A 24,873-nucleotide genomic window follows, 5' to 3' on the forward strand; every position below is an offset into this window, starting at 1 on the left:
CCGCTATCAGCGCTCCGGTCAGAGGGTTGGGCGGCCGCGTTGGCACCGCAAGGTGTCACCGAGGAAAGTCCGGGCTCCACGGAACAACGGTGCCGGGTAACGCCCGGCGGGGGCGACCCCAGGGAAAGTGCCACAGAGAGCAGACCGCCCACTGCCGGAGACGGTAAGGGTAAGGGTGAAAGGGTGCGGCAAAAGCGCACCGCGCGACCGGTAACGGAAGCGGCATGGTAAACCCCACCGGGAGCAAGACCGAATAGGGACGGCACATGCGCCTCGTTCCGGCGCGTCGTCCGGGTTGGTTGCTGGAGCGGCGGAGCGATCCGTCGCCTAGAGGAATGGTCGCACAGCCCCTTCGGGGGTGGACAGAACCCGGCTTATAGACCCTCTGGCTTTTCTTTCTGGAGCTTCCCGTCCGGAAGGAGAGGCGCCTAGCCTTTCAGGGCTCGCGCTCCTATCTGCCTCAAACCTATGGCAAGACATACCCGATCCAGTGACTGGGGCTTTCCGCGCTGGCGCCCTTATGGTGCCGAACGCGAGGCTGTGAAGGTGCGCCTGTGCGACCGGCATGGCTGCGAGGCACCCGGCGACCGGCCTGCGCCCAAGTCGCCCAACAATCCCGAGCGCTGGTATTTCTGCGAGACGCACGCCGCAGAGTACAATCGCAACTGGAATTATTTCGAAGGGTTGGATGCGGAGGAAGCCGCCCGGCGCGAAGCCGATGAACGGCGCGACGCGAGCGGCTACACCGAATCGCGGCATAATGGCTGGGCTGGGCCCGGCGACGGCAGCCGCTCGCGCGACGAGATGCGGGCGCTCGAGGTCCTCGGCCTGGAAGTGGACGCCGAGTTCGAGGCGGTCCGCATGGCCTGGCGGCGGCTGGCCAAGTCCAATCATCCCGACGTGAAGCCGAACGACGCCGAGGCCGCAAAGCGGTTCCAGGCGATCCAGGCGGCCTATGAAGTGCTGAAGACCGCCGAGGAGCGCCGGATTTGGAAGCCGGATTGAAGACGCTTCGCTCGAACTGGTCGGATGCCATCCTGGTCTGCGCCAAATGCTCCAAGAAGCTGGACGGCGGGTTCGGGCCCAAGGGCAAGACGCCGCTCGGCAAGGCGTTGCGCAAACATCTGCATTTAAAGAAGGGCCGGCGCGCCGAAGCCGGCATCGTCGAGGTGAGGTGCCTGGGCGTGTGCCCGCGTGGGGCGGTTACGGTGGTGAAAGGCGCGCAGAGCCGCGAATGGCTGCTGGTGCCTGAGGGCGCAGATCTGGACGCGGTGGCGACGGATCTGGGGCTTGGGGCCTAGCGCGGCCCCTTCGTCATCCCGGACTCGAGCCAGAATCCCGCTTTCTCCACCAGCGCCCGCAACCGACACCCCGGCTCAGGGCCCAGGGTGACGAAGGGGGAGAATGACTCGTCGTCGCCCCAATCAGTCGGCGTAGCGCGTGGCGGTTTCGCGGATCAGGGCGATCATGTTGGGAATGCCCTGGGTCCGGTTCGAGCTGAGCTGGCTGCGTAGATCGAAGGGGGCGAGCGCGGCTTCGATGTCGGTCGACAGGATGTCGCCTGGTGCGCGATCCTGCACGGCGAGCAGCACGAGCGCGATGATCCCCTTGGTGATCGCCGCGTTCGAATCGGCGAGGAAATGGAGCGCGCCGTCCTCGCGCCGCATCGGGTAAACCCAGACCGATGCCGAACAGCCGCGGACAAGGGTGGCGTCCGTCTTGAGCGGATCGGGCATCGGCTCCAGTGCGCGGCCCAGATCGATCAGCAGGCGATAGCGGTCGTCCGCGTCGAGGAATTCATATTCGTCTTGAAGATCGGCGAGGCTGGTCATGCCGGCGCTATAGCGGCCCTCGCTTCGTGCCGTCATCCCCGCCGAGGCGGGATCCGGAAATTACTGGCCGAGCGGCGATACGGCTCCGGACCCTTGCCAAGCGGGTGCAGTCAGAGGTCCACGCCGGCGGCGATCGCCTCGAGCTTGCGGATGCGTTCCTTGAGGTCCGCCATTTCGATGCGAGCGCCAGCGGAGGGCTGGGCAGGGGCTGCGTCGAGCGGCTGGGCGCCGCGGCCGAGTTCCTGCTGCTTCAGCGTCAGCCAACCGCGCCAGCCCGAAAGCCCGGCGGCGGTGACCATGGCCAGGCCGGCGAGGCCCGATACGGCACAGGTGATGTAGAGTTCGGGATCGTGGGGCACGTCATGCCTCCCTAGTCAGGCGTTGTTCTTGGTACGCAGCGCCTCGATCTCGCGGTCGAGCCGGGTGCTGCTGGTCTCGTTGTCGGTGATGACGCGTTCGAGCACCTGCACGCGGTCCTTGAGCGTACGGATCTCGTCACGGAGCCGGGCGGTCTCGGCCGCCAGCGCCGGATCGGGGCGGTGGAAAACCTCGTTGCCGTGCCGGTCCTTCGCGATCCCGTGCCGCGCCTTGATCACGCTGCCGATGGTGACCACGATGATGATCGCGACTACCATTTCGAACGGGTTCATCCCTATACTCCCTGTCTGGTGCAAGCCGCTTCATTTGGCCTGTTGCTGGTCGCGCGCCAAGCGCATTGCGCGGCGAACGGGGCGGTCCCGGGCTTCGGCGAGGGCAACAGCGCCCCCGCACAGTGCGGTGAGCACTGCGAAAACGGCAATCATCATGGTGGCTTGTCCTTAGTTGAGCGGCGCGTCGCGCAGCCGCTCGATTTCATCGGCGACAGCGATGCCGCGGTCGGTGACGATGCGTTCCAGAACGCGAACCCGTTGTTCGAGCCGTTCGGTCTGGGCGGCGTATTGCGCGGCCTTTTCGGCGACCATCTGTGATTCGAGTTCCATCTGGCGCTCCTTGAGCTTGAACCAGGGGCGGACGAACACGCCGCCGAAGATGGCGAGCAGCCCACAGCTGATGCCGAGGATCGGGACGAGGATGGGGCTGATCATCGAATGCTTCCTTTCAGTTGGTCTTGCGGAGTTGTTCGATCTCGCGGTCGAGGCTCACGGCGCTGTCGGTGACGATGCGTTCGACATTGGCCAGGCGGTCCTTGATCGAGCCGAGTTCCGCGCGAAGCTGGGCGTTCTCCTGGCTGAGCAGCTTGATCCGCTCCATCGCCTGGTCGTTCTCCTTGGGGTAGATAGCCTGGCCCCAGGCGCCGTTAAGCGGATAGCCATTCTTGATTCGCAGCCAGGTGGTGAGCACCCAGCCAACAATCCCGAACCCGCCGAGTACGATGCCTCCGGAAATGATCCAGAAGAGGCGCGGGATTAGGTCATCGTGCAACATGTGGCTTCTTTCGATCTTGAGGCTTCAGCGCAGTGCGTCGATTTCGCGGGCGGTCCGCTCGGCGGGATCCGTGGCGATCCGTTCGAGGACCGCGATCCGCTCTTCGAGGCGGCTGATCTGGCCGGTAAGGCGGCCATTCTCGCTCGAGAGCAGTTCGATCTTCCGCTCGGCATCGGGGTCGCCCTTGTGGCTGACCCCGTTCCAATCGCTCTCCACCGGGTAGCCGTGGCGGGCACGGATCCAGTTGTTGAGCACCACGCCAAAGGTCGAGATCGCGATGATGGCGATGACGAAGCCTGGTCCACTCCAGCTCATGATTATTCCTCCCTGTTACGACGCCCCGGCGATTGGCTCAGCGCAGGCTGTCGATCTCGTCCGCCAGGCGCGTGTTGCGGCTGGTGTAGAACATTTCGATGTCGGCCAGACGGCGATCGATGTCGCGGAACTTGGAGCGGACCTCGGCGGTGGAGCGGCTCGGGTTCGAGCGCACGCCCTGCCAGAACTTCGCTTCTTCGGGCCCCTGATAGAGTCCGGCCGGCTTGTTCGGCGCCATCCAGGCAATCAGCACATAGGCGACGATGTTCATCGGGAAGATCGCGAAGCTGAGCATCACGAAGCCGACGCGGAGCCAGATGGCATCGATGCCGGTATATTCCGCCAGGCCCGAACACACGCCCAGCCATTTGCTGTTCTGCTTGTCGAGATAGAATTTGGTACGAGCGGACATTTTCAGTTCCTCCTCGAGATGTCGTAGGGGCTCGCATCGCGTTGGGCGGAGAGCGGCCGGAAGTCGGGATTGTCGGCGGCGATGATGCGTTCGACGGTGAGCAGGCGCTCCTCAAGCTGCTTGGCGGTGTAGAAGAGCTCGTCGAGCAGCTTCTCGTCCTCGCCGGTGATCGTGGCCGACTGCTTCCACTTGGTGATGTAGTGCATGATCACCCAGGGGAGCCCGATGAAGAGCATCCCCACGATGACGATGGGCAGGAAGACGTCTTCCATGGATCAGGCTCCCCGGTTCATCCGCGCCTTGAGCGCTTCGAGTTCGGCGTCGACCTTTTCCGACGAACGCAGCTCGGCAATCTCTTCGTCCAGCGTCTTGGGCTGGCCGCCCAGGCCCGCGGCATCGGCGCGGCCTTCGGCCATGTCGACCCGGCGTTCGAGCACGTCGAAGCGGGAGAAAGCATCCTGCATCTTTGCGCCGTTGGTCATCTCGCGCAGGCGGAAGCGGTTGTTGGCGCTTTCCAGTCGCGCGGTGATCGAATTCTGACGGGTGCGGGCCTCGCGCAGCTTGTTCTGCAGCTTGTTGATGTCCTCTTCGGCGGCCTTGAGCGCGTCGTCGAGCACCGCGATCTCCGCGCTCAGCTGGCCGCACATGTCGCCTGCCTTCTGCTTTTCGACCAAGGCGGCCTTGGCGAGGTCCTCACGGCCCTTGCTCAGTGCCAGCTCGGCCTTCTCGGTCCAGCTTTCCTGAAGCTTTTCCAGCTTGGCGATATGGCGGCGCATTTCCTTCTGGTCGGCGATGGTGCGTGCGGCGGAGGCGCGAACCTCGACCAGCGTTTCCTCCATTTCGAGGATGATCATGCGGATCATCTTGGCCGGGTCTTCAGCCTTGTCGAGCAGGTCGGTGACGTTGGCGGCGATGATGTCGCGGGTTCGCGAAAAGATACCCATGTACATACTCCTTGTTTTGGTAACCGCCGGAAGGGTTTGAGAACCCTCCCGGCGGGGTCCGCTCGCCGGGGCATTGGCGAGCGGATTACGGTCGTCCTTAGGCGATCGCCGGGCCGACCGCGCCGGCCATCAGTACGACGCTGGCGAGAAGGGCGATGGTGGCGGCGGCGAAGGCGCTGCGGACGGTGGTGGCTTGGTAGGTCATTGTCTCGTTCCCTGAACCTAGTGTTCATTCGCCCGTTTGCCGGGCTTGCCACTTCATCAGCAGGAAGCGTGCCAGTTCCGCAAAGTCGCGGAAAATCGGAGGGTTAGGCGGCTATCCGCCTGAAGATGCAAATTAGCGGTTGCGAAGAATTGGGAAATTGTCCCAAGATTTCGTCATGGAGCGGGCAACGCAGGTGATTGGTCAGTCGGGAGCCTTTCTCGACGCACTGGAATTGGCCAGCCGGGCGGCGGCACTTGATCGCCCGGTGCTCGTCATCGGCGAGCGCGGGACCGGCAAGGAGTTGGTGGCCGAGCGGCTGCACCGACTAAGTCCGCGCTGGGACGGGCCGCTGGTGGTGATGAACTGCGCCGCGTTGCCGGAAACGCTGATCGAAGCCGAGCTGTTCGGCCATGAGTCCGGCGCCTTTACCGGTGCGACCAAATCGCGAGCCGGCCGTTTCGAAGAAGCCGATGGCGGCACCTTGTTCCTCGACGAACTGGGCACGCTGTCGATGGCGGCGCAGGACCGGTTGCTGCGCGCAGTGGAATATGGCGAGATCACCCGCATTGGCGCCTCCAGGCCGATCCGCGTCGACGTACGCATCGTCGCGGCAACCAACGAGCATCTGCCCGAGCGTGTCGAGAAGGGGACGTTCCGCGCCGACCTTCTCGACCGGCTGTGCTTTGAAGTGGTGACGCTGCCGCCGTTGCGCGCGCGGCGCGGCGACATCGAAGTGCTTGCCGACTTTTTCGGACGGCGGATGGCGGCGGAAATCGGTATGGACGCATGGCCGGGCTGGGGACCGAACGCGCTCGACATGCTGCTGCATCACGACTGGCCGGGCAATGTCCGCGAGTTGCGCAACGTCGCCGAGCGGGCGGTGTATCGCTGGGGGCGCGAAGGGCCCGTGGATGCGATCCAGATCGATCCGTTCGCGTCCCCCTATCGGCCAAGGACGGTGTCGCCGGCCACTGAGGCGCCGGCGGACACTATCTTGTCGACGCGGAAAAGCGAGGCGGAGCCCGTCGCCACGGCGGGCGACTTCAAGTCGCGAGTTGCTGGGTTCGAGCGGCAGCTGCTTACCCGCGCGCTTGCCGAGCATCGCTTCAACCAGCGCAACACCGCCGAGGCGCTGGGGCTGAGCTATGACCAGTTGCGCCACGCTTTGAAGCGGCATGGGCTGCTGGGGGCGAGTGGTTGAGCCGCGCTGGAATTTCATTGAGAGATACGCTGGCGAAACGAGTTTGCGGGAGCCATATGCGCTCCATCGCGTTGCTCGCGTGAACCCCTGAAAGGAGACTTCAGATGGCCTTCGAACTGCCGCCGCTGCCCTACGCCTATGATGCGCTGGAACCGACCATCGACAAGGAGACGATGACGCTCCACCACGACAAGCATCACGCCGCCTACACCAACAAGCTCAACGAAGCGGTGAGCGAGGATGCGAGCCTGGAAGGCAAGAGCATCGAGCAACTGCTGGGCCAGATGTCGAACGCCCCGGCCAAGCTGCGCAACAATGGCGGCGGCTTCTGGAACCACGACTTCTTCTGGAAGACGATGGGTCCGAACGCGGGCGGCGCGCCGACCGGCGCCCTGGCCGAGGCGATCGACGCCAAGTTCGGATCGTTCGATGCGCTGAAGGAGCAGTTCAACACGGCCGGCGCCAATCAGTTCGGTTCGGGCTGGGCATGGCTGATCGTCAATGGATCGGGCGAGCTGGAGATCACCTCCACCCCGAACCAGGACAACCCGCTGATGGACGTCGCACCCGTAAAGGGCACGCCGATCCTGGGCAATGACGTCTGGGAGCACGCTTATTACGTGACCTATCGCAACGACCGTCCCGGCTATCTGAAGGCGTGGTGGAACGTCGTGAACTGGGACGTGGTGTCCGAGCGCTACGCAGCCGCCAAGGGCTGAAAAGATTGATCCTGGCCCCTGCCTTCGTGCGGCAGGGCAGGTTTGGAGCGGCCGGGGCTTTGCCTCGGCCGTTTCTGTTTTCGGGCGCGCAGACGCGCGCGCCCACCTCCGGCCCTCCCTGCGAGCAGGGCGGGGCGCGCTTAGCGCGGGGCGGCGAGCGGCGTAGCTGAACCTGCCGGTGCGGCGAACACCGGGTGGCCATTCCTGGCGAAGGTCACGCGCTGGATGCGCGGCGAGCGCTTGGCGGTGCACTTCATGTCCGGGCCGGGATTGGCGTGGTAGACGATCCATTGTTCGCCGCCAGGCGTGGTGAAGAAGCCATTGTGCCCGGGCGCATAGACGCCCGCCGCAGGCGATTTGGCGATCACCGGCTGCGGCGCCTTGGTCCAGGCAGCGGCGTCGAGCGGATCGCTGCCGGGGCGTGCGTGCAGAAGGCCGATGGCATAGTCGTCGGACCAGCAGGCGCTGCCCGAATAGCTGAGAAACAGGTCACCCTTTGGACCCTGAAGGAATTCGGGACCTTCGAGGATCTGACGGCCGCCCTGCCGCTCCCAAGGCTGGTCGGGGCGGGCGATGATCGTCTCTGGCCCTTGCAGCGTCCAGGGATTGGACATGGCGACGATCGCTAGCGGGCTGTCGCTGCCCACATAGGGCGAATAGACGAAGTATCGCTTGCCGCGATCAGTGAAGGTCGTCCCGTCGATGCCGGTATGCGCGGTCTTCAGCCGGCCACGGTCGGTCCATTGCCCCTGGCGCGGATCGGCGTTCGCATTCTCCAGCACGAAGATGCCGCGATGCGCGTCGTCGTCATGATCGGCATCGGCGGCGGTGTAGTAGAGATACCATTTGCCATCGATGCGGTGCAGCTCGGGCGCCCAGATCGAGCGGGCGTTCGGCCCCTTGGCGGCAGGGCGCCAGACCACGGCCTCCTGTGCATCCTTGAGCCGGGTGAGATCGCGGGTGGCGCGGATCGCCAATCGGTCGCCGAGCGTGTGCATGTAGTAATAGATGTCGCCATCGCGGACGATCCAGGGATCGGCGCCCGAATCCAGCAGCGGATTGCTGAACTGGCGTGGCGCATCGCCCGCCATCAGCACGGGCGCGGTGCCGGCGAGTAGGGCAAGCGCGGCGTATCGGAGCAGGCGCGTCACAAAGCTCTCCAGCTCAGCCCTCGGGCGGGATCGGGGTGTCCTCTGGCTTCTCTAGCTGCAAGCCGTGGCGCATCAGCATGGGAATGTTGATCATCGCGAACACCAATGTCAGCGGGATCACCGTCCAGGTCTTGAACGTCACCCACTGATCCCAGGTGAGCACGTGGCGCATCACTTCGTTGAGCACCGCCATCGCCACGAAGAACCCGGCCCAGTTGATGGTGAGAAGCCGCCAGCCCTTGGCCGAGAGCCCGGGATAAGCCGTTTCGAGCAGCATCTGAAGCAGCGGCTTCCGCGCGATCACGCCATAGCCGAGGATCACCGCGAACATCGTGTACACGATCGTCGGCTTGATCTGAATAAAGGTCTGGTCGTGGAAGTAGATGGTCAGCGCGCCAAAGGGCAGCACCAGCGCCGCGGTGATCCACAGCATCGGCGAGATGTGCTTCGCCTTCCACCAGGAAAGCACCATGGCACCGACCATGGCGACCATGAACGCGGCGGTGGCGGAGATGACGCGCTGGATCTGCAATCCCGGCGCATAGCTGTTGACCAGAAAGAAGACGGCGAGCGGACCGAGGTCGATCAGCATCCGCATACCCGGCGAAAGCGGCGTTCTGACTTTATCCACGGACCAGTTCCTCGACGCCGGAGATGATGCGCGCGACTTCGCTGGCGTTGAAGGGCCGTAGATCGTCGACTTTCTCCCCCACGCCGATGGCATGGATGGGCAGCCCGTATTTTTCCGCCGCCGCGACGAGCACGCCGCCCCGGGCGGTGCCGTCGAGCTTGGTCATGACGAGCCCGGTGACGCCGGCCACTTCCTTAAACACTTCAATCTGGTTGAGCGCGTTCTGGCCCGTAGTCGCGTCGAGCACCAGCACCACGTCATGGGGGGAGGCGGGGTTGAGACGGCCGAGCACGCGGCGGATCTTCGCAAGCTCGTCCATCAGCTCCCGCTTGTTTTGGAGCCGGCCTGCAGTGTCGACGATCAGGATGTCGGTGCCGCGCTCCGTCGCCTGCTTCACCGCCTCGAACACGATGCCGGCGGCGTCACCGCCCTCTGCGCCCGAGACGATCGGGACGCCGATGCGGTCCGCCCAGGTGCGAAGCTGGCCGATGGCAGCGGCGCGGAAAGTGTCGCCGGCGGCGACCATGACGCTGTAATCCTGTTCCAGGAACAGGTTGGCCATCTTGGCGATGGTGGTGGTCTTGCCCGACCCGTTGACGCCGATCACCAATATCACCTGGGGACGCGGAAAGGCTTCGATCTCGATCGGCTTGGCGACCTTTGCCAGCACCTTCTCGACTTCCTCGGCAACCACCAAGCGGATGCCGAGCTCTTCCATGTTCCGCTCGAACTGCCCCTCGGCCAGGCGCGCGCGCACGCGGGCGGCGGTCTCCGGCCCGAGATCGGAGGCGATCAGCGCTTCCTCGATCTCGTCCAGCGTGCTCTCATCCAGCCGGGCGAGGCTGAGGCCGGCAAGGTTGCCGAGCAGCCGGTCCGAGGTCTTGCGGAAGCCGCCGAGCAGGCGATCGTGCCAGGAAGGATTGGTGCTCATGCGTGGATCTCTGTCTTCATGTCTGTGCCATCGGCGGCGGAAAGGCTGGCGACAAGCCCCGTGTCGCTCACGCCCGTGATCCTGGCCTGCCGGATCGCGCCTACCGGGCCGGGCGGCATGCGGACTTCGGCGAAGTTGCCCGCATGGCCCCGATCCCCGGGACGTTCGGTCAACACGGCCTGAGTGGTGCCGACCAGGCTTCGCAGCCAGGCGCCACGGCGCTCGGCCGCCCGGGCGCGCAGGCGGGCGGCGCGGGACTTCACCACGTCCGGCGCGACGTGCGGCATGCGCGCGGCAGGGGTGCCGGCGCGCGGCGAATACGGGAAGATGTGCGGGTGGACGATGTCGCAATCGTCCAGAAGCGCGAGGGTGTTGGCAAACATCGCCTCGGTCTCGGTCGGGAAGCCGGCGATGAGGTCGGCACCGATCGCGATGTCGGGCCGGGCATGCTTGAAACGCTCGATCAGTCGTACGCTGTCGGCGCGGCCATGGCGGCGCTTCATGCGCTTCAGCACCATGTCGTCGCCGGCCTGAAGCGAGAGATGGACGTGCGGCATCACGCGGCCTTCCTGCGTGAGGAGCGCGAACAGGCGGTCGTCGATCTCCACGCCGTCCAGCGAGGAGAGGCGCAGGCGCTGCAAGTGGGGAACATGATTGAGGATGCGTTCGACCAATCGGCCAAGCGTGGGCGCACCGGGAAGATCGGGTCCGTAGCTGGTGAGATCGACGCCGGTCAGCACCACTTCGGCATGATGATCGGCGAGCGACGCGACGCGGTCGATGATGGCACCGGCGGGCACCGAGCGGCTGTTGCCGCGCCCTTGCGGGATTGCGCAGAAGGTGCAGCGATGGTCGCAGCCATTCTGCACTTCGACAAAGGCGCGGGCGTGGGTGGAGAAGCTGGCGGCGAGATGCGGCGCGGTTTCGCGGACGGCCATGATGTCCTGGACCAGGACTGGCGCGGTGGAGGCCCAGGCATCGGCATCGAGCTTTTCGACATTGCCGATGACTCGATTCACTTCGGGCATGGCGGCGAAGCTGGCCGGATCGATCTGGGCCGCGCAGCCGGTGACGATCAGTTCGGCGTCGGGAGCATCGCGGCGAGCGCGGCGGATCGCCTGGCGCGTCTGCTTCACCGCCTCGTTCGTGACGGCGCAGCTGTTGACCACCACCGTGTCGCGATCCGCCAGCAACGCGCGGATGGATTCACCCTCCGCCAGGTTGAGACGGCAACCCATGTTGATAACGCGAGGCTGAGCGGTGGGCATGTGGCTGCGATCTAGGGTCGCGGTAGCCGGAAGTCCACGCAAAGCGCAGCGCGGGACGACATCCGGCGAACGTGAAATCGGTCGCGCGCGCTGTCAGCGGGGGATCAGGAGACGCGACGGAGCGGGCGTGGATCGGCGGCGGGCTCAACGGGAAAATTCGGCTGCTGAAGCAGGCGGCGTTCGGCGAGCAGGCGGCGGACGCCCGCCTGAGGCAGGGGGCGGCCGTAATGCCAGCCCTGCGCCTTGGCACAGCCCATTGCGCGCAGCCGCTCCTCGATCGCGGCGTCCTCTACGCCCTCAGCGGTGATCGGCAAATGGAGGCTTTCGCCAAGCGACACGATCGCGTTCACGATCGCGACGGAGTCCGCGCTTTCGTTCAGCGACATCACGAAGCTCTTGTCGATCTTGATGCGATCAAAGGGCAGCGCGCGCAAATGGGCGAGCGACGAATAGCCCGTGCCGAAATCGTCCAGGGCGAGGCGCACGCCCTGGTTCTTGAGGCTGCCGACGATCGACTGGGCGAGCGGGAGATTGTCGAACAGAGAGCTTTCGGTGATCTCGACTTCGAGGCGGTTGGCGGGGAAGCCGGTCTCGGTCAGCGTCTTGATGACCTTTTGCGCGAGCCAGGCATCGCGCAGCTGCCAGGGCGAGATGTTGATCGACAGAGTAAGGGACGAGTCCCAGTCGCGCGCCGCCTGGAACGCCTGGCGCATGATCGACAGCGACAGCTCGGCGATCATTCCGGTTTCCTCGGCGATCGGGATGAACTGTTCCGGGCTGATCATGCCGCGGGTGGGGTGTTCCCAGCGGGCGAGCACTTCGAAGCCATGGAGCCGGCCGGTGGTGAGATCGATCTGCTGCTCGAAATAGGGCACCACTTCCTGGCGGGGAATGGCGAGGCGCAGGCCGGATTCGAGTTCGTTGCGGACCTGAAGGTCGCGCTCCATCGACTGATCGAACCAGGCAAAGCGGTTCCGCCCCGCCTTTTTGGCCTGGTACATCGCGATGTCGGCCGAGCGCATCAGCGCATCGATGCTGGCGCAGTCGAAATCGGAGCGTGCCACGCCGAGCGAACAACTGACATGGAGCTGAAAACCCTCCGCATCGAAGGGCTGTGCCATCCGGCTCACCAGCTTTTCAGCGATCCGCTCGACCATGCTCGGATCGCCTGGATCGAACAGGAAGCCGCACGCGAACTCGTCGCCGCCCAGCCGCGCAGTGAGCGACATCGGCGGGAGAACTTCGGCCATGTCCCGCGCGACCGTGCGCAACAGCGCGTCGCCCACGGCGTGGCCGTGCATGTCGTTGATCGATTTGAAATGATCGAGGTCGAGCATGATCAGCGCCATTGCGCGGCGGCGGCGCTCGGCCCGGGCGAACATCGCCGCGCCTTCTTCGGCCAGGCTGCGGCGATTGAGGAAGCCGGTGAGCGGATCGCGCTTGGCGAGTTGCTGGGCCCGTTCCTCAGCGGCGGTGCGGACCTGCACTTCCTGGCTGAGCGCGCTGTGACGCCGCCAGCCGAACAGGATCAGCGCGACGTTGAGCAGCAGCGCGATCACCAGCTGCTGATCGGCGGGCCTGCCGTTGTGGAAATAATATTCAACCGTTTGGGAGAGAACCGAGCTGCCCGTGCCTACAAAGAGGAGAATGGCGGCGACGCTTATCGCGCCAGTCAGCAGGTGCCCTCGCGGCGCGGCGGGCGGTTCCTGCATGTCCTCGTCATAGCGCACCGACATTGCCGGCCTGTCCTCCCGAATGATGTCGGCGGTTCTTCCACGCGGGAAGTGTAGATCGGGTTAAGCGAGGGCGCCCGATCGCGCTTCAGCGTCCGGTAAGCGGTTGGTTGCAAAATCGACTTGGCTGGGGTAAACGGCGCCCGACCGTTCCCGTGGGACGCGAGACATCAACGCCCCGAGGGGTGACGCCGGCCAACGAGGTTTCGTTCGCCGGCGTGTTTTGCGTTTAGCGGGTCCGGCGATGTTTTTGGAGTGGTTGGGCCCATGTTCGACAGTCTGAGCGATCGGCTTGGCGGTGTATTCGACCGGTTGCGGGGGCGCGGTGCGCTTACCGAGGCCGATGTGCGTACCGCCATGCGCGAAGTGCGCGTCGCGCTGTTGGAAGCCGATGTGGCGCTGCCGGTGGCCCGCAGCTTTGTCGAGAAGATCACCGAACAGGCGATCGGCCAGAACGTGCTGCGTTCGGTGACGCCGGGCCAGCAGGTCGTGAAGATCGTCCATGACGGGCTGATCGACATGCTGGGTTCGGATACCGCCGAGCTGGAGATCGACGTCACTCCGCCCGCAGTCATCATGATGGTGGGTCTGCAGGGGTCGGGTAAGACCACCACCACGGCCAAGATCGCGCGCCTGCTCAAGAAGCAGGGCAAAAAGGTCATGATGGCGTCGCTGGACGTCAATCGCCCGGCCGCGCAGGAGCAGCTGGCGGTGCTTGGCACCCAGATTGAGGTGGTGACGCTGCCGATCGTAGCGGGCCAGCAGCCGGTGGATATCGGGCGGCGTGCGCTGCAATCCGCGAAGCTCCAGGGCTTCGACGTGGTGATGCTCGACACTGCGGGCCGCCTGCACGTCGATCAGGCGCTGATGGACGAGATGAAGGCGGTCGCCGACATCGCTCGTCCGCAGGAAACGCTGCTGGTCGTCGACAGCCTGACCGGCCAGGACGCGGTGAACGTCGCGTCGAGCTTCTCCGAGCAGGTGGCGCTGACCGGCGTGGTGCTGACCCGCATGGACGGCGATGCGCGCGGTGGTGCTGCGCTGTCGATGCGTGCGGTCACCGGCAAGCCGATCAAGTTTGCCGGCATGGGCGAGAAGCTGGACCAGATCGAGCCGTTCCATCCCAAGCGGGTGGCCGGGCGCATCCTGGGCATGGGCGACGTCGTCAGCCTGGTGGAGCGTGCCGCGGAGTCGATCCAGCAGGAAGACGCCGAGCGCATGGCGAACCGGCTCGCCAAGGGCCAGTTCGACATGAACGACCTGCGCAGCCAGTTGCAGCAGATGCGCAACATGGGCGGGCTGGGCGCGCTGGCCGGCATGATCCCGGGCATGAAGAAGGCCCAGGCGGCGATGGCCGGCGGCGCGATGGACGAGAAGATCCTGCTGCGCATGGACGCGATGATCACGTCGATGACGGTGAAGGAGCGCGGCAAGCCCGAGCTGATCAACGCCAAGCGCAAGATCCGCATCGCCAAGGGCAGCGGCACCACGGTTCAGGACGTAAACAAGCTGCTCAAGATGCATCTCGAGATGCAGACCGCCATGAAGAAGCTGCGCAAGATGGGCGGCCTGAAGGGCATGCTGGGCATGCTCGGCAAGGGTGGACCCGGCGGCGGCATGGCTGGGCTGGGCAACGCGCTGGGCGGCGCCGAAATGGGCGACATGATGGGCAAGATCGGCGGCGGGCTTCCGGGCCTTCCCGGTGGCGCCAAGCTGCCGCCCGGTTTCGAGAACATGTTGAACAAGAAGAAGTAATCCAACCTCTTATCATTCGAAGAAGGAAATGAAGTAATGGCTCTCTCTATGCGTCTCTCGCGCGGCGGTTCCAAGAAGCGTCCGTACTATCGGATCGTCATTGCGGATGCGCGTTCGCCCCGCGACGGCAAGTTCATCGAGAAGATCGGCACCTACAACCCGCTGCTCGCCAAGGATTCGGGCGAGCGCATCAAGCTGGACACCGAGCGTGCCGCACACTGGCTGAAGATGGGCGCGCAGCCGACGGACCGCGTCGCTCGCTTCCTGGACACCACCGGCGTCAAGGAGCGCACCGCGCGCAACAACCCGAACAAGGGTGTTCCGGGCGAAAAGGCCAAGGAGCGCGCAGAAGAGCGTGCCGAGAAGGCCCGTGCTGCCGAGGAAGCCGCCAACGCTCCGGCAGAGACCCCGACCGAGGAAGCCGCCGAGGCGTGAGGAACTTGCCGGCTGTCATGCGTTCCGTAAGGGACAGCACCAAAGGAGCGCATGATGGCCGGCAATATGCCCAACGGAACCGGACCTGACGATCAGTCCGACAAGGACAATCCGGGTGGCGATACCCTCAACCCCAGCGGCGTATCGACCGATGCGCCTGCCGAGGGTGACGAGGAATCCGAACCCAAGCAGCCGGGATCGCCGCAGGGCTGAGACGCAGGCGGACGGAGCAACGCTTCGTCAGCCGGTGAGGGCAGGGGTCCGAAGCGCATGTGCCATCCGGCGCATCGCTTTTGGGCCCCTTTCTTTTGAACGGACGATGGATGAGATGGCATGACTTCCGAAAAGACGGTTACGCTTGCTGCCGTCATCGGCGCACACGGCATCGCCGGAGAGGTTCGGCTGAAGGTCTTCGCCAACGATCTGGCCAGCTATAAGAGTTTCAATGGCGGGGCGCTGACGCTCAAGAGCCTGCGCACCGGATCGAACGGTGCGATCGCCCGCTTTGCTGAAGTTCCCGACCGCAACGCCGCCGAAGCCTTGCGGGGAACGGCGCTGACGGTGCCGCGCTCTGCGCTGCCCGCGCTGGACGAGGGCGAATATTATCATGTCGACTTGATCGGACTGCCGGCGGTCGACGAAAGCGGCGCGGCCCTGGGACAGGTGGTCGCGGTCGATGATTATGGCGCTGGCGACGTGATCGAGATCGAGATGCCCGAGGGCAAGCGCTTCATGGTGCCGATGAACGCGCAGGCGGTTTCCGATTGGAACGCCGAACGGCTGGTGGTGGCAGAGGACTTTATAGAGCGGTGAAGGTGTACTCCTCCTGGCGCGGGGAGGGGGACCGCTCGCGCAGCGAGTGAGGGAGGGGGATCTCCCCGAGCAAATCGCCATTCGGGTAACCCCCTCCACGATGCTGTGCATGGCTCCCCTCCCCGTACCGGGAGGATTTTACCGCCGTATCGGCCTTTGAGCATTGAGCGTGTTGCGGATGGTGGTGGCGGCGACGCCAGCTTCGCCCATAGCGTGGCTGATCTGGTCGAGCCCTTTCGCGACATCACCGGCGGCGAACAGACCCGGAACGGTGGTTCGCTGGTGATCGTCGACTTCCAGGCAGCCATCCTCCGCCGCGCGGGCGCCCGCCTGCACCGCCAGCGTCGACCGTATGCGCGATCCCAGTGCCGGGTAGACGCTGTCGAAGCACAGGCGGCCCTGTGCGGTGTCTAGCGCGATCTGGTCGCCCTCAATCGCCCAGTTGCCGCAGGGGCCATCGATGCGCGCGATACCGGCATCGTCGAGCTGATCGGTGAGTGCGGTGTCGAGTTCATGCGCTTCTGGGGCGATCATCGTCAGGTCGGCCGTGAAACCGCGGATGAACAGTGCCTCGCGCATGCCGTGCTCGCCGGTACCGATCACGCCGACGCGCTTGTCGGTGACTTCATAGCCGTCGCAAACCGGGCAGTAGCGCAAGAGGCCGCGCTGCAGCGCTTCGTCGTGCAGGTCGTCGGGCATGTTGGGCCGGTGGTTGACCACGCCGGTAGCGAGCAGGACCGAGCGGGCGGCGAATTCGCGATCGCCGACGCGGACGGCGAAGCCTTCTTCAAGAACGCGCAGGCCGGTGACTTCGGCCTGTTCCCGAGTGGCGCCGTATTTTTCCGCTTGCTCGAGCATGAGGCCGAGCAGGTCCTTGCCCGATATCCCGTCGGGATAGCCGGCATGATTATGGGTACAGGGGATCAGCGCGGCGCGGCTCGAACCGGAATCGAACATCCGGATTCGGAGGTGGTAGCGCGCGAGATAGATGGCGGCGGTGAGCCCGGCGGGTCCTGCGCCGATGATGATGCAGTCGTCCATGGTGCGGCGTAGCGCGCGGCGCGCGGGTTCGTTCCTTGATGGGTCTATGGAGAATGTATATACAGGATGTATATACGGGGATGGTGATGAGCGAAGGTATCGCGCCAAGGTCTTCAAGTCAGGCAATTCGCTCGCGTTGCGACTGCCCAAGGCGCTGGGCCTTAGGGAAGGTACTGAGATGCGCGTGCGCGAGGAAGCCGGGCACTTTGTGGTGGAGCGGGCAGAGCCTGCGCCGCGCAAGATCAACCTGGATGGCATCTGGGGCGCCATCCCCGGGCTGAAGCCGCTTTCGCCCGAGGATCGGGTGTTCGAGGAGCGGGAGCTCGACTGGGACGGGAAGCTGTTGAAGCGTGACTGAGCCGGTGTTCATGCTGGACAGCAACATCCTGATCTACGTGCTCAAATCCGCCTTTCCGAATCTACGACGACGGATCGAGGCGGCGGATGTAGGTATGGTTGCAACCTCGTCGATCGCATATGCGGAGGTCATGTTAGGCGCACAAGCGAGCGGTGCCGCAGAGCAGGCTGAGCGTGTGTTCCAGGTGGTCTCCGTGCTGCCGTTCGATCAGGTGGCCGCGCGGGCCTATGCGGGATTGCCGTTCAGGCGAGGACGTTTCGATCGGCTGATCGCCGCGCATGCGCTGTCGCTGGGGTTGACGCTGGTGACGAACAACGACGGCGACTTTGCCGCTGTGCCGGGCCTGAAAATTGAGAATTGGACCAAGTGACCTTCGCTGCCACCATATTGACGCTGTATCCGGAGATGTTTCCCGGGCCGCTGGGGCTTTCGCTTGCCGGACGTGGGCTGCGCGAGGGGTTGTGGAGCTTGGAGACAGTGCAGATCCGAGACTTCGCGCCGGATAAGCACCGTACCGTGGACGACACGCCAGCGGGGGGCGGCGCGGGGATGGTGCTGCGCGCCGATGTGCTCGGCGCGGCGCTGGATAGCGTGGCGCCGGGACGGCCAGTGCTGGCGATGACGCCGCGGGGGGCGCCGTTGACGCAGGAGCGGGTGCGGGCGCTGGCTGCCGGGCCGGGGATGACGATCCTGTGCGGGCGATTCGAGGGGTTTGACGAGCGGCTGCTGGAGGCGCGCGACGTCGCGCAGATCTCGATCGGCGACTATATCCTGTCGGGCGGGGAGATGGCGGCGATGACGCTGCTGGATGCTTGCATTCGGCTGATCCCTGGCGTAATGGGCGCGGCTTCAAGCGGCATGGACGAGAGCTTCGAAACGGGGCTGCTCGAATATCCGCAATATACCCGACCTGTTGAATGGGAAGGGCGCACGATCCCCGAAGTGCTGCGATCGGGGGATCATGCGAGGATCGAATCCTGGCGACGTGCCCAGGCGGAGACCGACACACGGCTACGGAGGCCGGACCTTTGGGAGCGCCACGAGGGCGCTCGGGTTCAGTCTCCCTCTGGCGCGCGGCAACGAAACGGGAAACAGACATGAACGTCATCCAGACGCTCGAAGCCGAGCAGATCGCCAAGTTCACTGGCGACAAGAAGATTCCGGAATTCCGCCCCGGCGATACGCTGCGCGTCGGCGTGAAGGTCGTCGAAGGCGAGCGCACCCGCGTTCAGAACTTCGAAGGCGTGTGCATCGCCCGCGCCAACAAGGGCATGGGTTCGAGCTTCACCGTGCGCAAGATTTCGTTCGGTGAAGGCGTGGAGCGCGTGTTCCCGCTGTATTCGCCGAACACTGATTCGATCGAAGTCGTTCGTCGCGGTGTCGTGCGTCGTGCGAAGCTCTACTATCTGCGTGGTCGCACCGGTAAGTCGGCGCGTATCGCCGAGCGCCGCGACCCGCGTCCGACCGAGGTCGCCGCAGCCGAGTAAGCTTTGGCTTCAAGAACAGAGAAAGGCGCGGTGGCTTGGCCACCGCGCCTTCTTCGTTTGTACGATGTTGCCCAGTCTTGTTGACGCGTAGACGCGCGCACTGACCCAGTATCGGGGTTACTCGGCGTCCTGAAGCTGATCGCGCAGGACCGACTGGTAGCAACGTTCCACCACCGTCATGCTTTCGACCGACATCCAATCGTCCTTCAGCACGCAGCCGAACTCTTCCTTGAAATAATCCTCGCCGCGCTCGATCTCTGAGAGCAAGGCCTTGTCACCGCGGCCGAGCACGCGGCGCAGGACTTCCCAGGGGGCGGTGGATGGTGGCCGCCGCCGAGCCGTAATCGGCCGGCGTACCGCCCTGCGCACGGCTGCGTGCGGAGAGAGCGTCGACCGCTTCGCGGCGCTCGGCAGCCATTTCGGTGAAGAACTGGGCATAACGGCCCGCATCCGCGTGCTCCGCGGCGTGTTCATAGCCGCGTACGCTGTCGATCGTGGTGACGATCAGATCATCGAGCTTCGAAACGTCGTGGTCGGTGGACATGGTGATTCATCATCTGCGGTTCGCATGCAGCAACGGGGAGCCGGCAGGGGCGCTTCCAAAAAAGCTGGTTAGCGCGCGCTCCATAAGCTTGCGGTCGTGCGGACGGGAAAGCCGGCGCGGCCTTTACCCGGCGGGCGGGCTCCGCGATAGGTCATGTTCCCCGCGTCCGCGGGTGATGCTCCGGAGAGTTGTGGGATGCACAAATGGTTGCTGGGAATGGCATTGGCCGCAGTTGGAAGTGCCGGCATGAGCAGTGAGGCGGCGGCGCAGGCGGCGGGCCAAGCGCTCACGCTTGAGCGTATCTTCGGCAGCCCAGACCTGAATGGTCAGACCCCGCGTGCGCCTAGGCTGTCCCCCGACGGCAAGTATCTGACGCTGTTGCGCAACCGGGCCGACGAGAAGGAGCGGTTCGACCTGTGGGCGATGGACACCAGCAGCGGGCAATGGCGCATGCTGGTCGACTCCAAGAAGATCGGATCGGGTGCCGAACTGTCGGAAGCCGAGAAGATGCAGCGCGAGCGGCTGCGCATCGGCGGCAGCAAGGGCGTGGTCGCTTATGGTTGGGCACCGGACGGCAAGTCGATCCTGGTGCCGCTGGACGGGGACTTGTACCTCGCGACGTTGGACGGGCAGACACGGAGGCTGACCCAGACGGCGCAGGGCGAGCTGAACCCGGTGGTGAGCCCGGCGGGCGGGTTCGTCAGCTTCGTGCGTGACCAGAACTTGTATGTCCAACCGCTGGCCGGCGGGGCGGAGAAGCAGCTGACCACCACCGGCGCCGGGACGGTGCATTGGGGCGAGGCCGAGTTCGTCGCGCAGGAGGAAATGGACCGGCGCACCGGCTATTGGTGGTCGCCCGACGACGCGCTGGTCGCCGTGGAGCGGTTCGATGAGGCGCCGGTGGGCGTGGTCCGCCGCGCCGCAATCGGTGCCGAGGGCACCAGCATCTATGAGCAGCGCTATCCGGCCGCCGGCACGCCCAACGTGCTGATCGAGCTGTTTGTGCTCAACCCGGTCACGGGCGGGCAAGTGAAGGTGGACCTGGGGTCGGACCCGGACATCTATCTGGCGCGAGTCGATTGGGCGCCCGATGGCAAGACGCTGTACGTGCAGCGGCAGAGCCGGGACCAGAAGCGGCTCGACATGCTCAAGGTCGATTCGGCGTCGGGCAAGGCTTCGGTGCTGTTCAGCGAGACCATCCGGCCTGAAGCCAAGGGTAAGAGCTGGCTGAACCTGACCGACGCATATCATTTCATGCCTGATGGCAGCCTCATCTGGGCGTCGGAACGCAGCGGGTTCCAGCATCTGTATCGCTTCGCCAAGGGCAAGTGGACGCCGCTGACCAGGGGGCCGTGGGTGGTCACCGATCTGGTGGGCGTGGACGAGGCTCGGGGGCGGTTGTTCTTCACCGCGAACAAGGACGACCTGCTGGAGCAGCAGCTTTACGCGCTGGACCTGGCGCATCCGGAGAAGATCACGCGGCTGACCGAGGCCGGCTGGAACAATGGCGCGACCATGGACGGCGCGGCAACGCGGGCGATCGTGACGCGATCGAGCCCCAGCCATCCGAGCCAGGTGTATCTCGCCGACGCCGCCGGCAAGCGGATCGCCTGGGTTGAGGAGAATGCGCTCAAGCCGGGGCATCCTTACTACCCCTATGTCCAGGGGCATCAGAAGACGCAGTACGGATCGTTCAAGGCCAAGGATGGCACGACGCTGTACTGGGAAATGATCACGCCCGCCATGGAGCCAGGCAAGAAGTACCCCGTGTTCTTCGAGCATTATGGCGGCCCGGGCACCGGGCAGCAGGTGATGCACCGCTGGACCGGCGCATTGCCGCAATATCTGGCGGACCGCGGCTATATCTATTTCCGGATCGATAATCGCGGGTCGTTCAACCGTGGCAAGGAATTTGAGGACCATATCTATCACGCGATGGGCACGGTGGAGGTCGAGGATCAGGTTGCCGGCGCAGACTATCTGAAGACGCTGCCATTCGTGAATCCCAAGAAGATCGTCACCTATGGCTGGTCCTATGGCGGCTATCTGTCGCTCAAGATGCTGGAAAAGGCACCGGGGGTGTTCGCCGCCGCGGTGTCGGGCGCGCCGGTCACTCGATGGGAACTGTACGACACGCATTATACCGAGCGGTATTTGGGAGATCCCAGAAAGGACCCGCAAAGCTATGCGTCGTCCGACGCGCTGGCGGAGGCGGGGAATATCCGCGATCCGTTGCTGCTGATCCACGGCATGGCGGACGACAATGTGGTGTTCGAGAATGCCACCGTGTTCGCGGCGCGGATGCAGGCGCAGGGCAAGCCGTTCGAGATGATGTTCTACCCCGGCCAGACCCACCGCGTCGGTGGCCCGGGGGTGAGCGTGCATCTGTGGGAAACGATCCTGAACTTCCTGGATCGGTATACCAAGGACGCAAAGTAGACGTTCTGGGACGCTGTTCCCCGGCCTCTGCCGGGGAACAGCGTGGCTTCACCAGCCTTGGGGCTGGCCCTTGTTCTGCTGGTCGAGCCAGGTCTTGAGCGGGGCGAAATAGTCCATCATCGCCTTGCCCGATATTTCCCGGCTGCCGGTGAAGGTCTGGAGCGCGTCGGGCCAGGGCTTGGACGCGCCCATTTCCAGCATCTTGTTCAGCCGCGCGCCGACTTCCTTGTTGCCGTAGAAGGAGCAGCGGTGGAGCGGCCCCTTCCAGCCGGACTGGTCGCAGGCTGCCTTGAAGAACTGGAACTGGAGCAGGCGGGCGAGGAAGTAGCGCGTATAGGGCACGCTGCCTGCGACGTGATACTTGCCACCGGCGTCGAACTTGGTCTCGTCGCGCGCCACCGGGGGCACGATGCCCTGATACTGGAGGCGCAGCTGGTCCCAGCCGGCCTGGTACTGGGTCGGCTTGATCTGGCCCGAGAAGATGTTCCAGCGATATTTGTCGACCAGCAGGCCGAAGGGCAGGAACGCGACTTTGTCCATCGCCTGGCGCAGCAGCAGGCCGGTGTCCTTGTCGGCGCTGGGAACCTGCGCCTTTTCGAGCAGGCCGATCTGGGTGAGATATTCGGGCGTGATCGACAGCGCGACAAAATCGCCGATCGCTTCATGGAAGCCGTCGTTCGCGCCGTTGCGATAGAGCAGCGGCTGGTTCTTGTACGCCCGCTGGTAGTAATTGTGGCCAAGCTCATGGTGGATCGTGACGAAATCGTCGCCGTTGACCTTGATGCACATTTTGATCCGGATGTCGTCCTTCTCGTCCAGGTCCCAGGCCGAGGCGTGGCACAGCACTTCCCGGTCAGCGGGCTTCAGGAACAGCGAGCGCTGCCAGAACGTCTCCGGTAGCGGGGCGAAGCCGAGCGAGGAATAGAAGCCCTCGCCGGTCTGGACCATCTTGCGCCAGTCATAGCCTTTGGCCTTGAGCAGTTCACCAGTGTCGAAGCCGAGGCCGCCTGATCCCTTGGGCGCGACCACGTCATAGATGTTGCCCCACTCCTGGGCCCACATGTTGCCGAGCAGATCGGCGCGGATCGGGCCGGTCTTGCGCTGCACCGCGTCGCCATATTTCTCGTTCAGCTTGCGGCGGACATAGGTGTGGAGCGAGACGTAAAGCGGCTTGACCTCGTTCCACAGCTTGTCGGTTAGCTTGGCGAACTCCTCGGGCGGCATGTCATAGGCCGAACGCCACATCGTGCCCGTGTCGGGGAAGCCCAGGTCGCGCGCGCCCTGATTGGCAATGCCGGTCATCTTGGCATAGTCGCCGCGCATCGGCGCGCCGACCTGGTCGTTCCAGCTGACCCACATTTCCTTCAATTCGGCAGGGTTGCGGCTTTCGCCCATCGCCGCTTCGATGTCGCTGCCGTTGATCGGCTTGCCGTTCAGCGTGCCCTTGCCGCGCGCGTACATCGAGCCGAGCTTGGTCGAGATGTCCGACAGTGTCTGCGCCGCGCCCGGCGTGGTGGGAGCGGGAAGCGTGATCGCGCTGCGCAGCATGGTGAGCTGGCGCTGCTGCTCAGCCGTGAGCCCCGACGCCTTCTGAAAGCGCGCGGCTTCGCCGGCATAGCGCACCGCCATCTCGGTGCCGCGGGCGCTATAATCGGCGGCGAGGGCGTCGGTGTCGTCGTTGACATAGGTGGCGTTGATCCAGGCGACGCGCTGCGCCGTCAGGTTGAACTCGGTCACTTCCTTCTGGACGCGGTCGAGGAAGGCCTGGGCTTCGGCTGCGCTGGGTGCCTGGGCCGTTTGCGACACCGCCGGCGTAGCGAGGAAGGCGGCGAGGGCGAGCATCGAAATGCCGGTGCGGATCATGGAAGTACCTTCAAGCAAAGGAGGAATTTTCGGACAGTCGCGCGCGGCCGGAGCGGGGTCAAGATGGCAGGTGTAGGCTCAAGCGGCGGCGAAGAAGTCCAGGATCGCACGGCCGAGTTCCGGGCGCGACACTGCGCTCATGTGATTGCCCGGGATTTCCACGAAATGTCCGTGGGGAAGAAGATCGGCGACGTCCTGGGCGGAGCCGTTGTCGAAATCCTCGGCGCCCGCGACAACGATTGCGGGCTGCGGGATCGCGGCGATGCGTTCCTGGGGCGTGTCGACAAAGGTCCCAAGGATCAGCAGGAGTGCTTCCGGATCGCCCTTGGTGGTCTTGAGAAAGGCCTCGGTCATCCATTCGGTGCTGCCGCGCTCGAAGCTGCCGAGGTTGGTGAGCACGCGCCGGAAATACGCGCCGCGGCCTTCGGTGGCGAGCAGGCCGCTCAGCCCCATGCCGCACAGCGCTGCACGCCTAGGGCTCGCGCCGTTGGCGAGCATACGGACGACCGTACGCGCGCCGAGCGAATAGCCGCCCAGATCATAATCGATGAGGCCGAGATGCCGGATCAGGGCCAGCCCGTCATGCATCAGCACGTCCGGGGGATAAGCGGCGGGATCGTGTGGCTTTGCGCTTTCGCCATGCGCACGCAGATCGGGAAGGATGACCCGGAACCCGGCATCAGCGAGCAGTGCCGCATGGCCGTATTTTATCCAGTTCACATACGCGGTCGAGAAATAGCCATGGATCAGAACGATAGGGCGGCCTGCGGCATGCCCCACTTCGTGCCACGCCAGGTCGAAGCCGTCGAAGCTTGTGAAGCGATGCGTCTTAATCGGGAAGTCTGCCAAGTTTTTCCATCCAGCGTTGAACCATGCTCTGGTTCTGATCGGTCCGTGAGGCGGGCAAGTGGCTGGTGTCAAGCCAATCGCGGTGCCAGCTCTCGATGCCGGAATGCTCGACAGCCCTGAAGCGCTCGGGAGCATCGAAGCTCCCGACAGTCAGGTCCATGCGGTCATGGTCATACGCCTCATAGGTCAGGGGCGTCCCGCAGTGCGCGCAGAAGCCGCGCTCGGCGATTGGAGAAGAACCATAGCGGTCCGGCTCGGTTGCCCATCTCACGTCGCGTTTCGGCAGGTTCTTAAAGGCGATCGAAACGCCGCCGGTCGCGCGCTGACACATGCGGCAATGGCAGAGATAGGCGTCGTCGTCCTCGATCGACGCTTGGTAGCGGATACGCCCACACTGGCATCCGCCGGTTACCTGATCCGCCATTGCCCTGCTCCTCAATCCAGCGCGTGGTCCTAGGTAGTTGTCCTGAGGCGGCGAACCCCACCGTCAAATTTTCCTATGATGCAAGGGAGTCATACCAG

34 protein-coding genes and 1 other RNA gene are annotated in these 24,873 nt (G+C 64.7%); 14 read left to right on the forward strand and 21 right to left on the reverse strand.

Annotated elements, in window-relative coordinates; all coding sequences use genetic code 11:
• The first annotated feature begins 18 nt into the window (after positions 1-18).
• The 3 genes from rnpB (at position 19) to FHT02_RS00540 (ending at position 1,301) form a co-directional block, all read left to right on the forward strand.
• Positions 19-393, forward strand: an RNA gene (gene rnpB, locus FHT02_RS00530) — RNase P RNA component class A.
• A gap of 75 nt (positions 394-468) precedes the next feature.
• Complete coding sequence (locus FHT02_RS00535) at positions 469-1,005, forward strand: J domain-containing protein (protein WP_184083176.1); 537 nt, start codon at positions 469-471, stop codon at positions 1,003-1,005.
• A complete protein-coding gene (locus FHT02_RS00540) occupies positions 1,002-1,301 on the forward strand; it encodes a thioredoxin domain-containing protein (RefSeq protein ID WP_184083178.1) in 300 nt (99 codons plus the stop codon). The genes FHT02_RS00535 and FHT02_RS00540 overlap by 4 nt, the downstream gene beginning before the upstream one ends.
• Before the next feature lie 123 nt (positions 1,302-1,424).
• On the opposite strand, the gene FHT02_RS00545 is transcribed toward FHT02_RS00540, so the two are convergent.
• From FHT02_RS00545 to pspA, 10 genes are all read right to left on the reverse strand, one after another.
• Positions 1,425-1,832 (reverse strand): SufE family protein, encoded by a 408-nt coding sequence (locus FHT02_RS00545; RefSeq protein WP_184084175.1) that lies wholly within the window; start codon positions 1,830-1,832, stop codon positions 1,425-1,427.
• Between the two features lie 110 nt (positions 1,833-1,942).
• Positions 1,943-2,131: a hypothetical protein gene (locus tag FHT02_RS00550; RefSeq protein WP_184084177.1), complete on the reverse strand. Its 189-nt coding sequence runs from the start codon at positions 2,129-2,131 to the stop codon at positions 1,943-1,945.
• Between the two features lie 75 nt (positions 2,132-2,206).
• Complete coding sequence (locus FHT02_RS00555) at positions 2,207-2,482, reverse strand: hypothetical protein (protein WP_184083180.1); 276 nt, start codon at positions 2,480-2,482, stop codon at positions 2,207-2,209.
• A 30-nt stretch (positions 2,483-2,512) separates the two neighbouring features.
• The gene (locus FHT02_RS21830; RefSeq protein WP_281392996.1) at positions 2,513-2,638 is read right to left on the reverse strand and encodes a hypothetical protein; all 126 of its coding nucleotides are present in this window, start codon (positions 2,636-2,638) and stop codon (positions 2,513-2,515) included.
• A 12-nt stretch (positions 2,639-2,650) separates the two neighbouring features.
• Entirely contained in the window at positions 2,651-2,917 is a 267-nt protein-coding gene (locus tag FHT02_RS00560) for a hypothetical protein (RefSeq protein WP_184083182.1), read from the reverse strand.
• A 13-nt stretch (positions 2,918-2,930) separates the two neighbouring features.
• The gene (locus tag FHT02_RS00565) at positions 2,931-3,257 is read right to left on the reverse strand and encodes a hypothetical protein (protein ID WP_184083184.1); all 327 of its coding nucleotides are present in this window, start codon (positions 3,255-3,257) and stop codon (positions 2,931-2,933) included.
• A 24-nt stretch (positions 3,258-3,281) separates the two neighbouring features.
• Complete coding sequence (locus FHT02_RS00570) at positions 3,282-3,572, reverse strand: hypothetical protein (RefSeq protein WP_184083186.1); 291 nt, start codon at positions 3,570-3,572, stop codon at positions 3,282-3,284.
• Positions 3,573-3,609: 37 nt separating this feature from the next.
• Complete coding sequence (pspC, locus tag FHT02_RS00575; protein ID WP_184083188.1) at positions 3,610-3,984, reverse strand: envelope stress response membrane protein PspC; 375 nt, start codon at positions 3,982-3,984, stop codon at positions 3,610-3,612.
• Between the two features lie 2 nt (positions 3,985-3,986).
• Positions 3,987-4,256, reverse strand: coding sequence for an envelope stress response membrane protein PspB (gene pspB / locus FHT02_RS00580; RefSeq protein WP_184083190.1), 270 nt, complete (start codon positions 4,254-4,256; stop codon positions 3,987-3,989).
• A gap of 3 nt (positions 4,257-4,259) precedes the next feature.
• Positions 4,260-4,928, reverse strand: a complete 669-nt coding sequence (gene pspA, locus FHT02_RS00585; RefSeq protein ID WP_184083192.1) for a phage shock protein PspA — start codon at positions 4,926-4,928, stop codon at positions 4,260-4,262.
• Positions 4,929-5,308: 380 nt separating this feature from the next.
• On the opposite strand from pspA, the gene pspF reads away from it, so the two are divergent.
• Positions 5,309-6,334 (forward strand): phage shock protein operon transcriptional activator, encoded by a 1,026-nt coding sequence (gene pspF, locus FHT02_RS00590; RefSeq protein WP_184083194.1) that lies wholly within the window; start codon positions 5,309-5,311, stop codon positions 6,332-6,334.
• Between the two features lie 104 nt (positions 6,335-6,438).
• Positions 6,439-7,053 (forward strand): superoxide dismutase, encoded by a 615-nt coding sequence (locus tag FHT02_RS00595; protein WP_184083196.1) that lies wholly within the window; start codon positions 6,439-6,441, stop codon positions 7,051-7,053.
• Between the two features lie 140 nt (positions 7,054-7,193).
• On the opposite strand, the gene FHT02_RS00600 is transcribed toward FHT02_RS00595, so the two are convergent.
• The 5 genes from FHT02_RS00600 to FHT02_RS00620 form a co-directional block, all read right to left on the reverse strand.
• The gene (locus FHT02_RS00600; RefSeq protein ID WP_184084179.1) at positions 7,194-8,144 is read right to left on the reverse strand and encodes a glycoside hydrolase family 43 protein; all 951 of its coding nucleotides are present in this window, start codon (positions 8,142-8,144) and stop codon (positions 7,194-7,196) included.
• Positions 8,145-8,217: 73 nt separating this feature from the next.
• Positions 8,218-8,835: a septation protein IspZ gene (gene ispZ / locus FHT02_RS00605; RefSeq protein ID WP_343056786.1), complete on the reverse strand. Its 618-nt coding sequence runs from the start codon at positions 8,833-8,835 to the stop codon at positions 8,218-8,220.
• Positions 8,828-9,766 (reverse strand): signal recognition particle-docking protein FtsY, encoded by a 939-nt coding sequence (gene ftsY, locus FHT02_RS00610; RefSeq protein ID WP_184083198.1) that lies wholly within the window; start codon positions 9,764-9,766, stop codon positions 8,828-8,830. Before ftsY ends, ispZ begins: the two co-directional genes overlap by 8 nt.
• Positions 9,763-11,034 carry a tRNA (N(6)-L-threonylcarbamoyladenosine(37)-C(2))-methylthiotransferase MtaB gene (gene mtaB / locus FHT02_RS00615; RefSeq protein WP_184083200.1) on the reverse strand — a complete coding sequence of 424 codons (1,272 nt, stop codon included), beginning with the start codon at positions 11,032-11,034 and terminating at the stop codon, positions 9,763-9,765. The genes ftsY and mtaB overlap by 4 nt, the downstream gene beginning before the upstream one ends.
• A gap of 104 nt (positions 11,035-11,138) precedes the next feature.
• Complete coding sequence (locus FHT02_RS00620; protein WP_246352117.1) at positions 11,139-12,770, reverse strand: putative bifunctional diguanylate cyclase/phosphodiesterase; 1,632 nt, start codon at positions 12,768-12,770, stop codon at positions 11,139-11,141.
• A gap of 264 nt (positions 12,771-13,034) precedes the next feature.
• On the opposite strand from FHT02_RS00620, the gene ffh reads away from it, so the two are divergent.
• The 4 genes from ffh (at position 13,035) to rimM (ending at position 15,770) form a co-directional block, all read left to right on the forward strand.
• Positions 13,035-14,522: a signal recognition particle protein gene (ffh, locus tag FHT02_RS00625; RefSeq protein WP_184083202.1), complete on the forward strand. Its 1,488-nt coding sequence runs from the start codon at positions 13,035-13,037 to the stop codon at positions 14,520-14,522.
• A 36-nt stretch (positions 14,523-14,558) separates the two neighbouring features.
• Positions 14,559-14,957 (forward strand): 30S ribosomal protein S16, encoded by a 399-nt coding sequence (gene rpsP, locus FHT02_RS00630; protein WP_184083204.1) that lies wholly within the window; start codon positions 14,559-14,561, stop codon positions 14,955-14,957.
• Positions 14,958-15,011: 54 nt separating this feature from the next.
• Positions 15,012-15,170 carry a hypothetical protein gene (locus FHT02_RS00635; RefSeq protein WP_184083206.1) on the forward strand — a complete coding sequence of 53 codons (159 nt, stop codon included), beginning with the start codon at positions 15,012-15,014 and terminating at the stop codon, positions 15,168-15,170.
• A gap of 120 nt (positions 15,171-15,290) precedes the next feature.
• On the forward strand, positions 15,291-15,770 hold the full coding sequence (gene rimM, locus FHT02_RS00640) for a ribosome maturation factor RimM (protein ID WP_184083208.1): 480 nt from the start codon (positions 15,291-15,293) through the stop codon (positions 15,768-15,770).
• 138 nt (positions 15,771-15,908) lie between these two features.
• Here rimM and FHT02_RS00645 read toward each other — a convergent pair whose 3' ends face one another.
• Positions 15,909-16,811: an NAD(P)/FAD-dependent oxidoreductase gene (locus FHT02_RS00645; RefSeq protein WP_184083210.1), complete on the reverse strand. Its 903-nt coding sequence runs from the start codon at positions 16,809-16,811 to the stop codon at positions 15,909-15,911.
• Between the two features lie 178 nt (positions 16,812-16,989).
• On the opposite strand from FHT02_RS00645, the gene FHT02_RS22155 reads away from it, so the two are divergent.
• The 4 genes from FHT02_RS22155 to rplS are packed head-to-tail and all read left to right on the forward strand — an operon-like array spanning position 16,990 to position 18,656.
• Positions 16,990-17,169 carry a hypothetical protein gene (locus tag FHT02_RS22155; RefSeq protein WP_425506398.1) on the forward strand — a complete coding sequence of 60 codons (180 nt, stop codon included), beginning with the start codon at positions 16,990-16,992 and terminating at the stop codon, positions 17,167-17,169.
• Positions 17,162-17,539 carry a PIN domain-containing protein gene (locus tag FHT02_RS00655; protein ID WP_184083214.1) on the forward strand — a complete coding sequence of 126 codons (378 nt, stop codon included), beginning with the start codon at positions 17,162-17,164 and terminating at the stop codon, positions 17,537-17,539. The genes FHT02_RS22155 and FHT02_RS00655 overlap by 8 nt, the downstream gene beginning before the upstream one ends.
• Positions 17,536-18,270, forward strand: coding sequence for a tRNA (guanosine(37)-N1)-methyltransferase TrmD (gene trmD, locus FHT02_RS00660; protein ID WP_184083217.1), 735 nt, complete (start codon positions 17,536-17,538; stop codon positions 18,268-18,270). The genes FHT02_RS00655 and trmD overlap by 4 nt, the downstream gene beginning before the upstream one ends.
• Positions 18,267-18,656, forward strand: a complete 390-nt coding sequence (gene rplS / locus FHT02_RS00665) for a 50S ribosomal protein L19 (protein WP_184083219.1) — start codon at positions 18,267-18,269, stop codon at positions 18,654-18,656. Before trmD ends, rplS begins: the two co-directional genes overlap by 4 nt.
• Before the next feature lie 117 nt (positions 18,657-18,773).
• Here the strand turns inward: rplS and FHT02_RS00670 are convergent, their stop codons facing one another.
• Both FHT02_RS00670 and FHT02_RS00675 read right to left on the reverse strand, forming a co-directional pair.
• Entirely contained in the window at positions 18,774-18,923 is a 150-nt protein-coding gene (locus tag FHT02_RS00670) for a ferritin family protein (protein WP_184083221.1), read from the reverse strand.
• 7 nt (positions 18,924-18,930) lie between these two features.
• Complete coding sequence (locus FHT02_RS00675; RefSeq protein WP_184083223.1) at positions 18,931-19,200, reverse strand: PA2169 family four-helix-bundle protein; 270 nt, start codon at positions 19,198-19,200, stop codon at positions 18,931-18,933.
• A 195-nt stretch (positions 19,201-19,395) separates the two neighbouring features.
• Between FHT02_RS00675 and FHT02_RS00680 the strand changes: the two genes are divergently transcribed.
• Positions 19,396-21,639, forward strand: a complete 2,244-nt coding sequence (locus FHT02_RS00680) for a S9 family peptidase (protein ID WP_184083225.1) — start codon at positions 19,396-19,398, stop codon at positions 21,637-21,639.
• 48 nt (positions 21,640-21,687) lie between these two features.
• Here FHT02_RS00680 and FHT02_RS00685 read toward each other — a convergent pair whose 3' ends face one another.
• From FHT02_RS00685 to FHT02_RS21425, 3 genes are all read right to left on the reverse strand, one after another.
• The gene (locus FHT02_RS00685; protein WP_184083227.1) at positions 21,688-23,502 is read right to left on the reverse strand and encodes a M2 family metallopeptidase; all 1,815 of its coding nucleotides are present in this window, start codon (positions 23,500-23,502) and stop codon (positions 21,688-21,690) included.
• A 78-nt stretch (positions 23,503-23,580) separates the two neighbouring features.
• Positions 23,581-24,351 (reverse strand): alpha/beta fold hydrolase, encoded by a 771-nt coding sequence (locus FHT02_RS00690; protein WP_246352119.1) that lies wholly within the window; start codon positions 24,349-24,351, stop codon positions 23,581-23,583.
• Positions 24,332-24,775 (reverse strand): GFA family protein, encoded by a 444-nt coding sequence (locus tag FHT02_RS21425; protein ID WP_246352120.1) that lies wholly within the window; start codon positions 24,773-24,775, stop codon positions 24,332-24,334. The genes FHT02_RS00690 and FHT02_RS21425 overlap by 20 nt, the downstream gene beginning before the upstream one ends.
• Positions 24,776-24,873 lie beyond the last annotated feature (98 nt).

The organism is Sphingomonas xinjiangensis (genome assembly GCF_014199255.1).
Taxonomy (GTDB): Bacteria; Pseudomonadota; Alphaproteobacteria; order Sphingomonadales; family Sphingomonadaceae; genus Sphingomonas; species Sphingomonas xinjiangensis.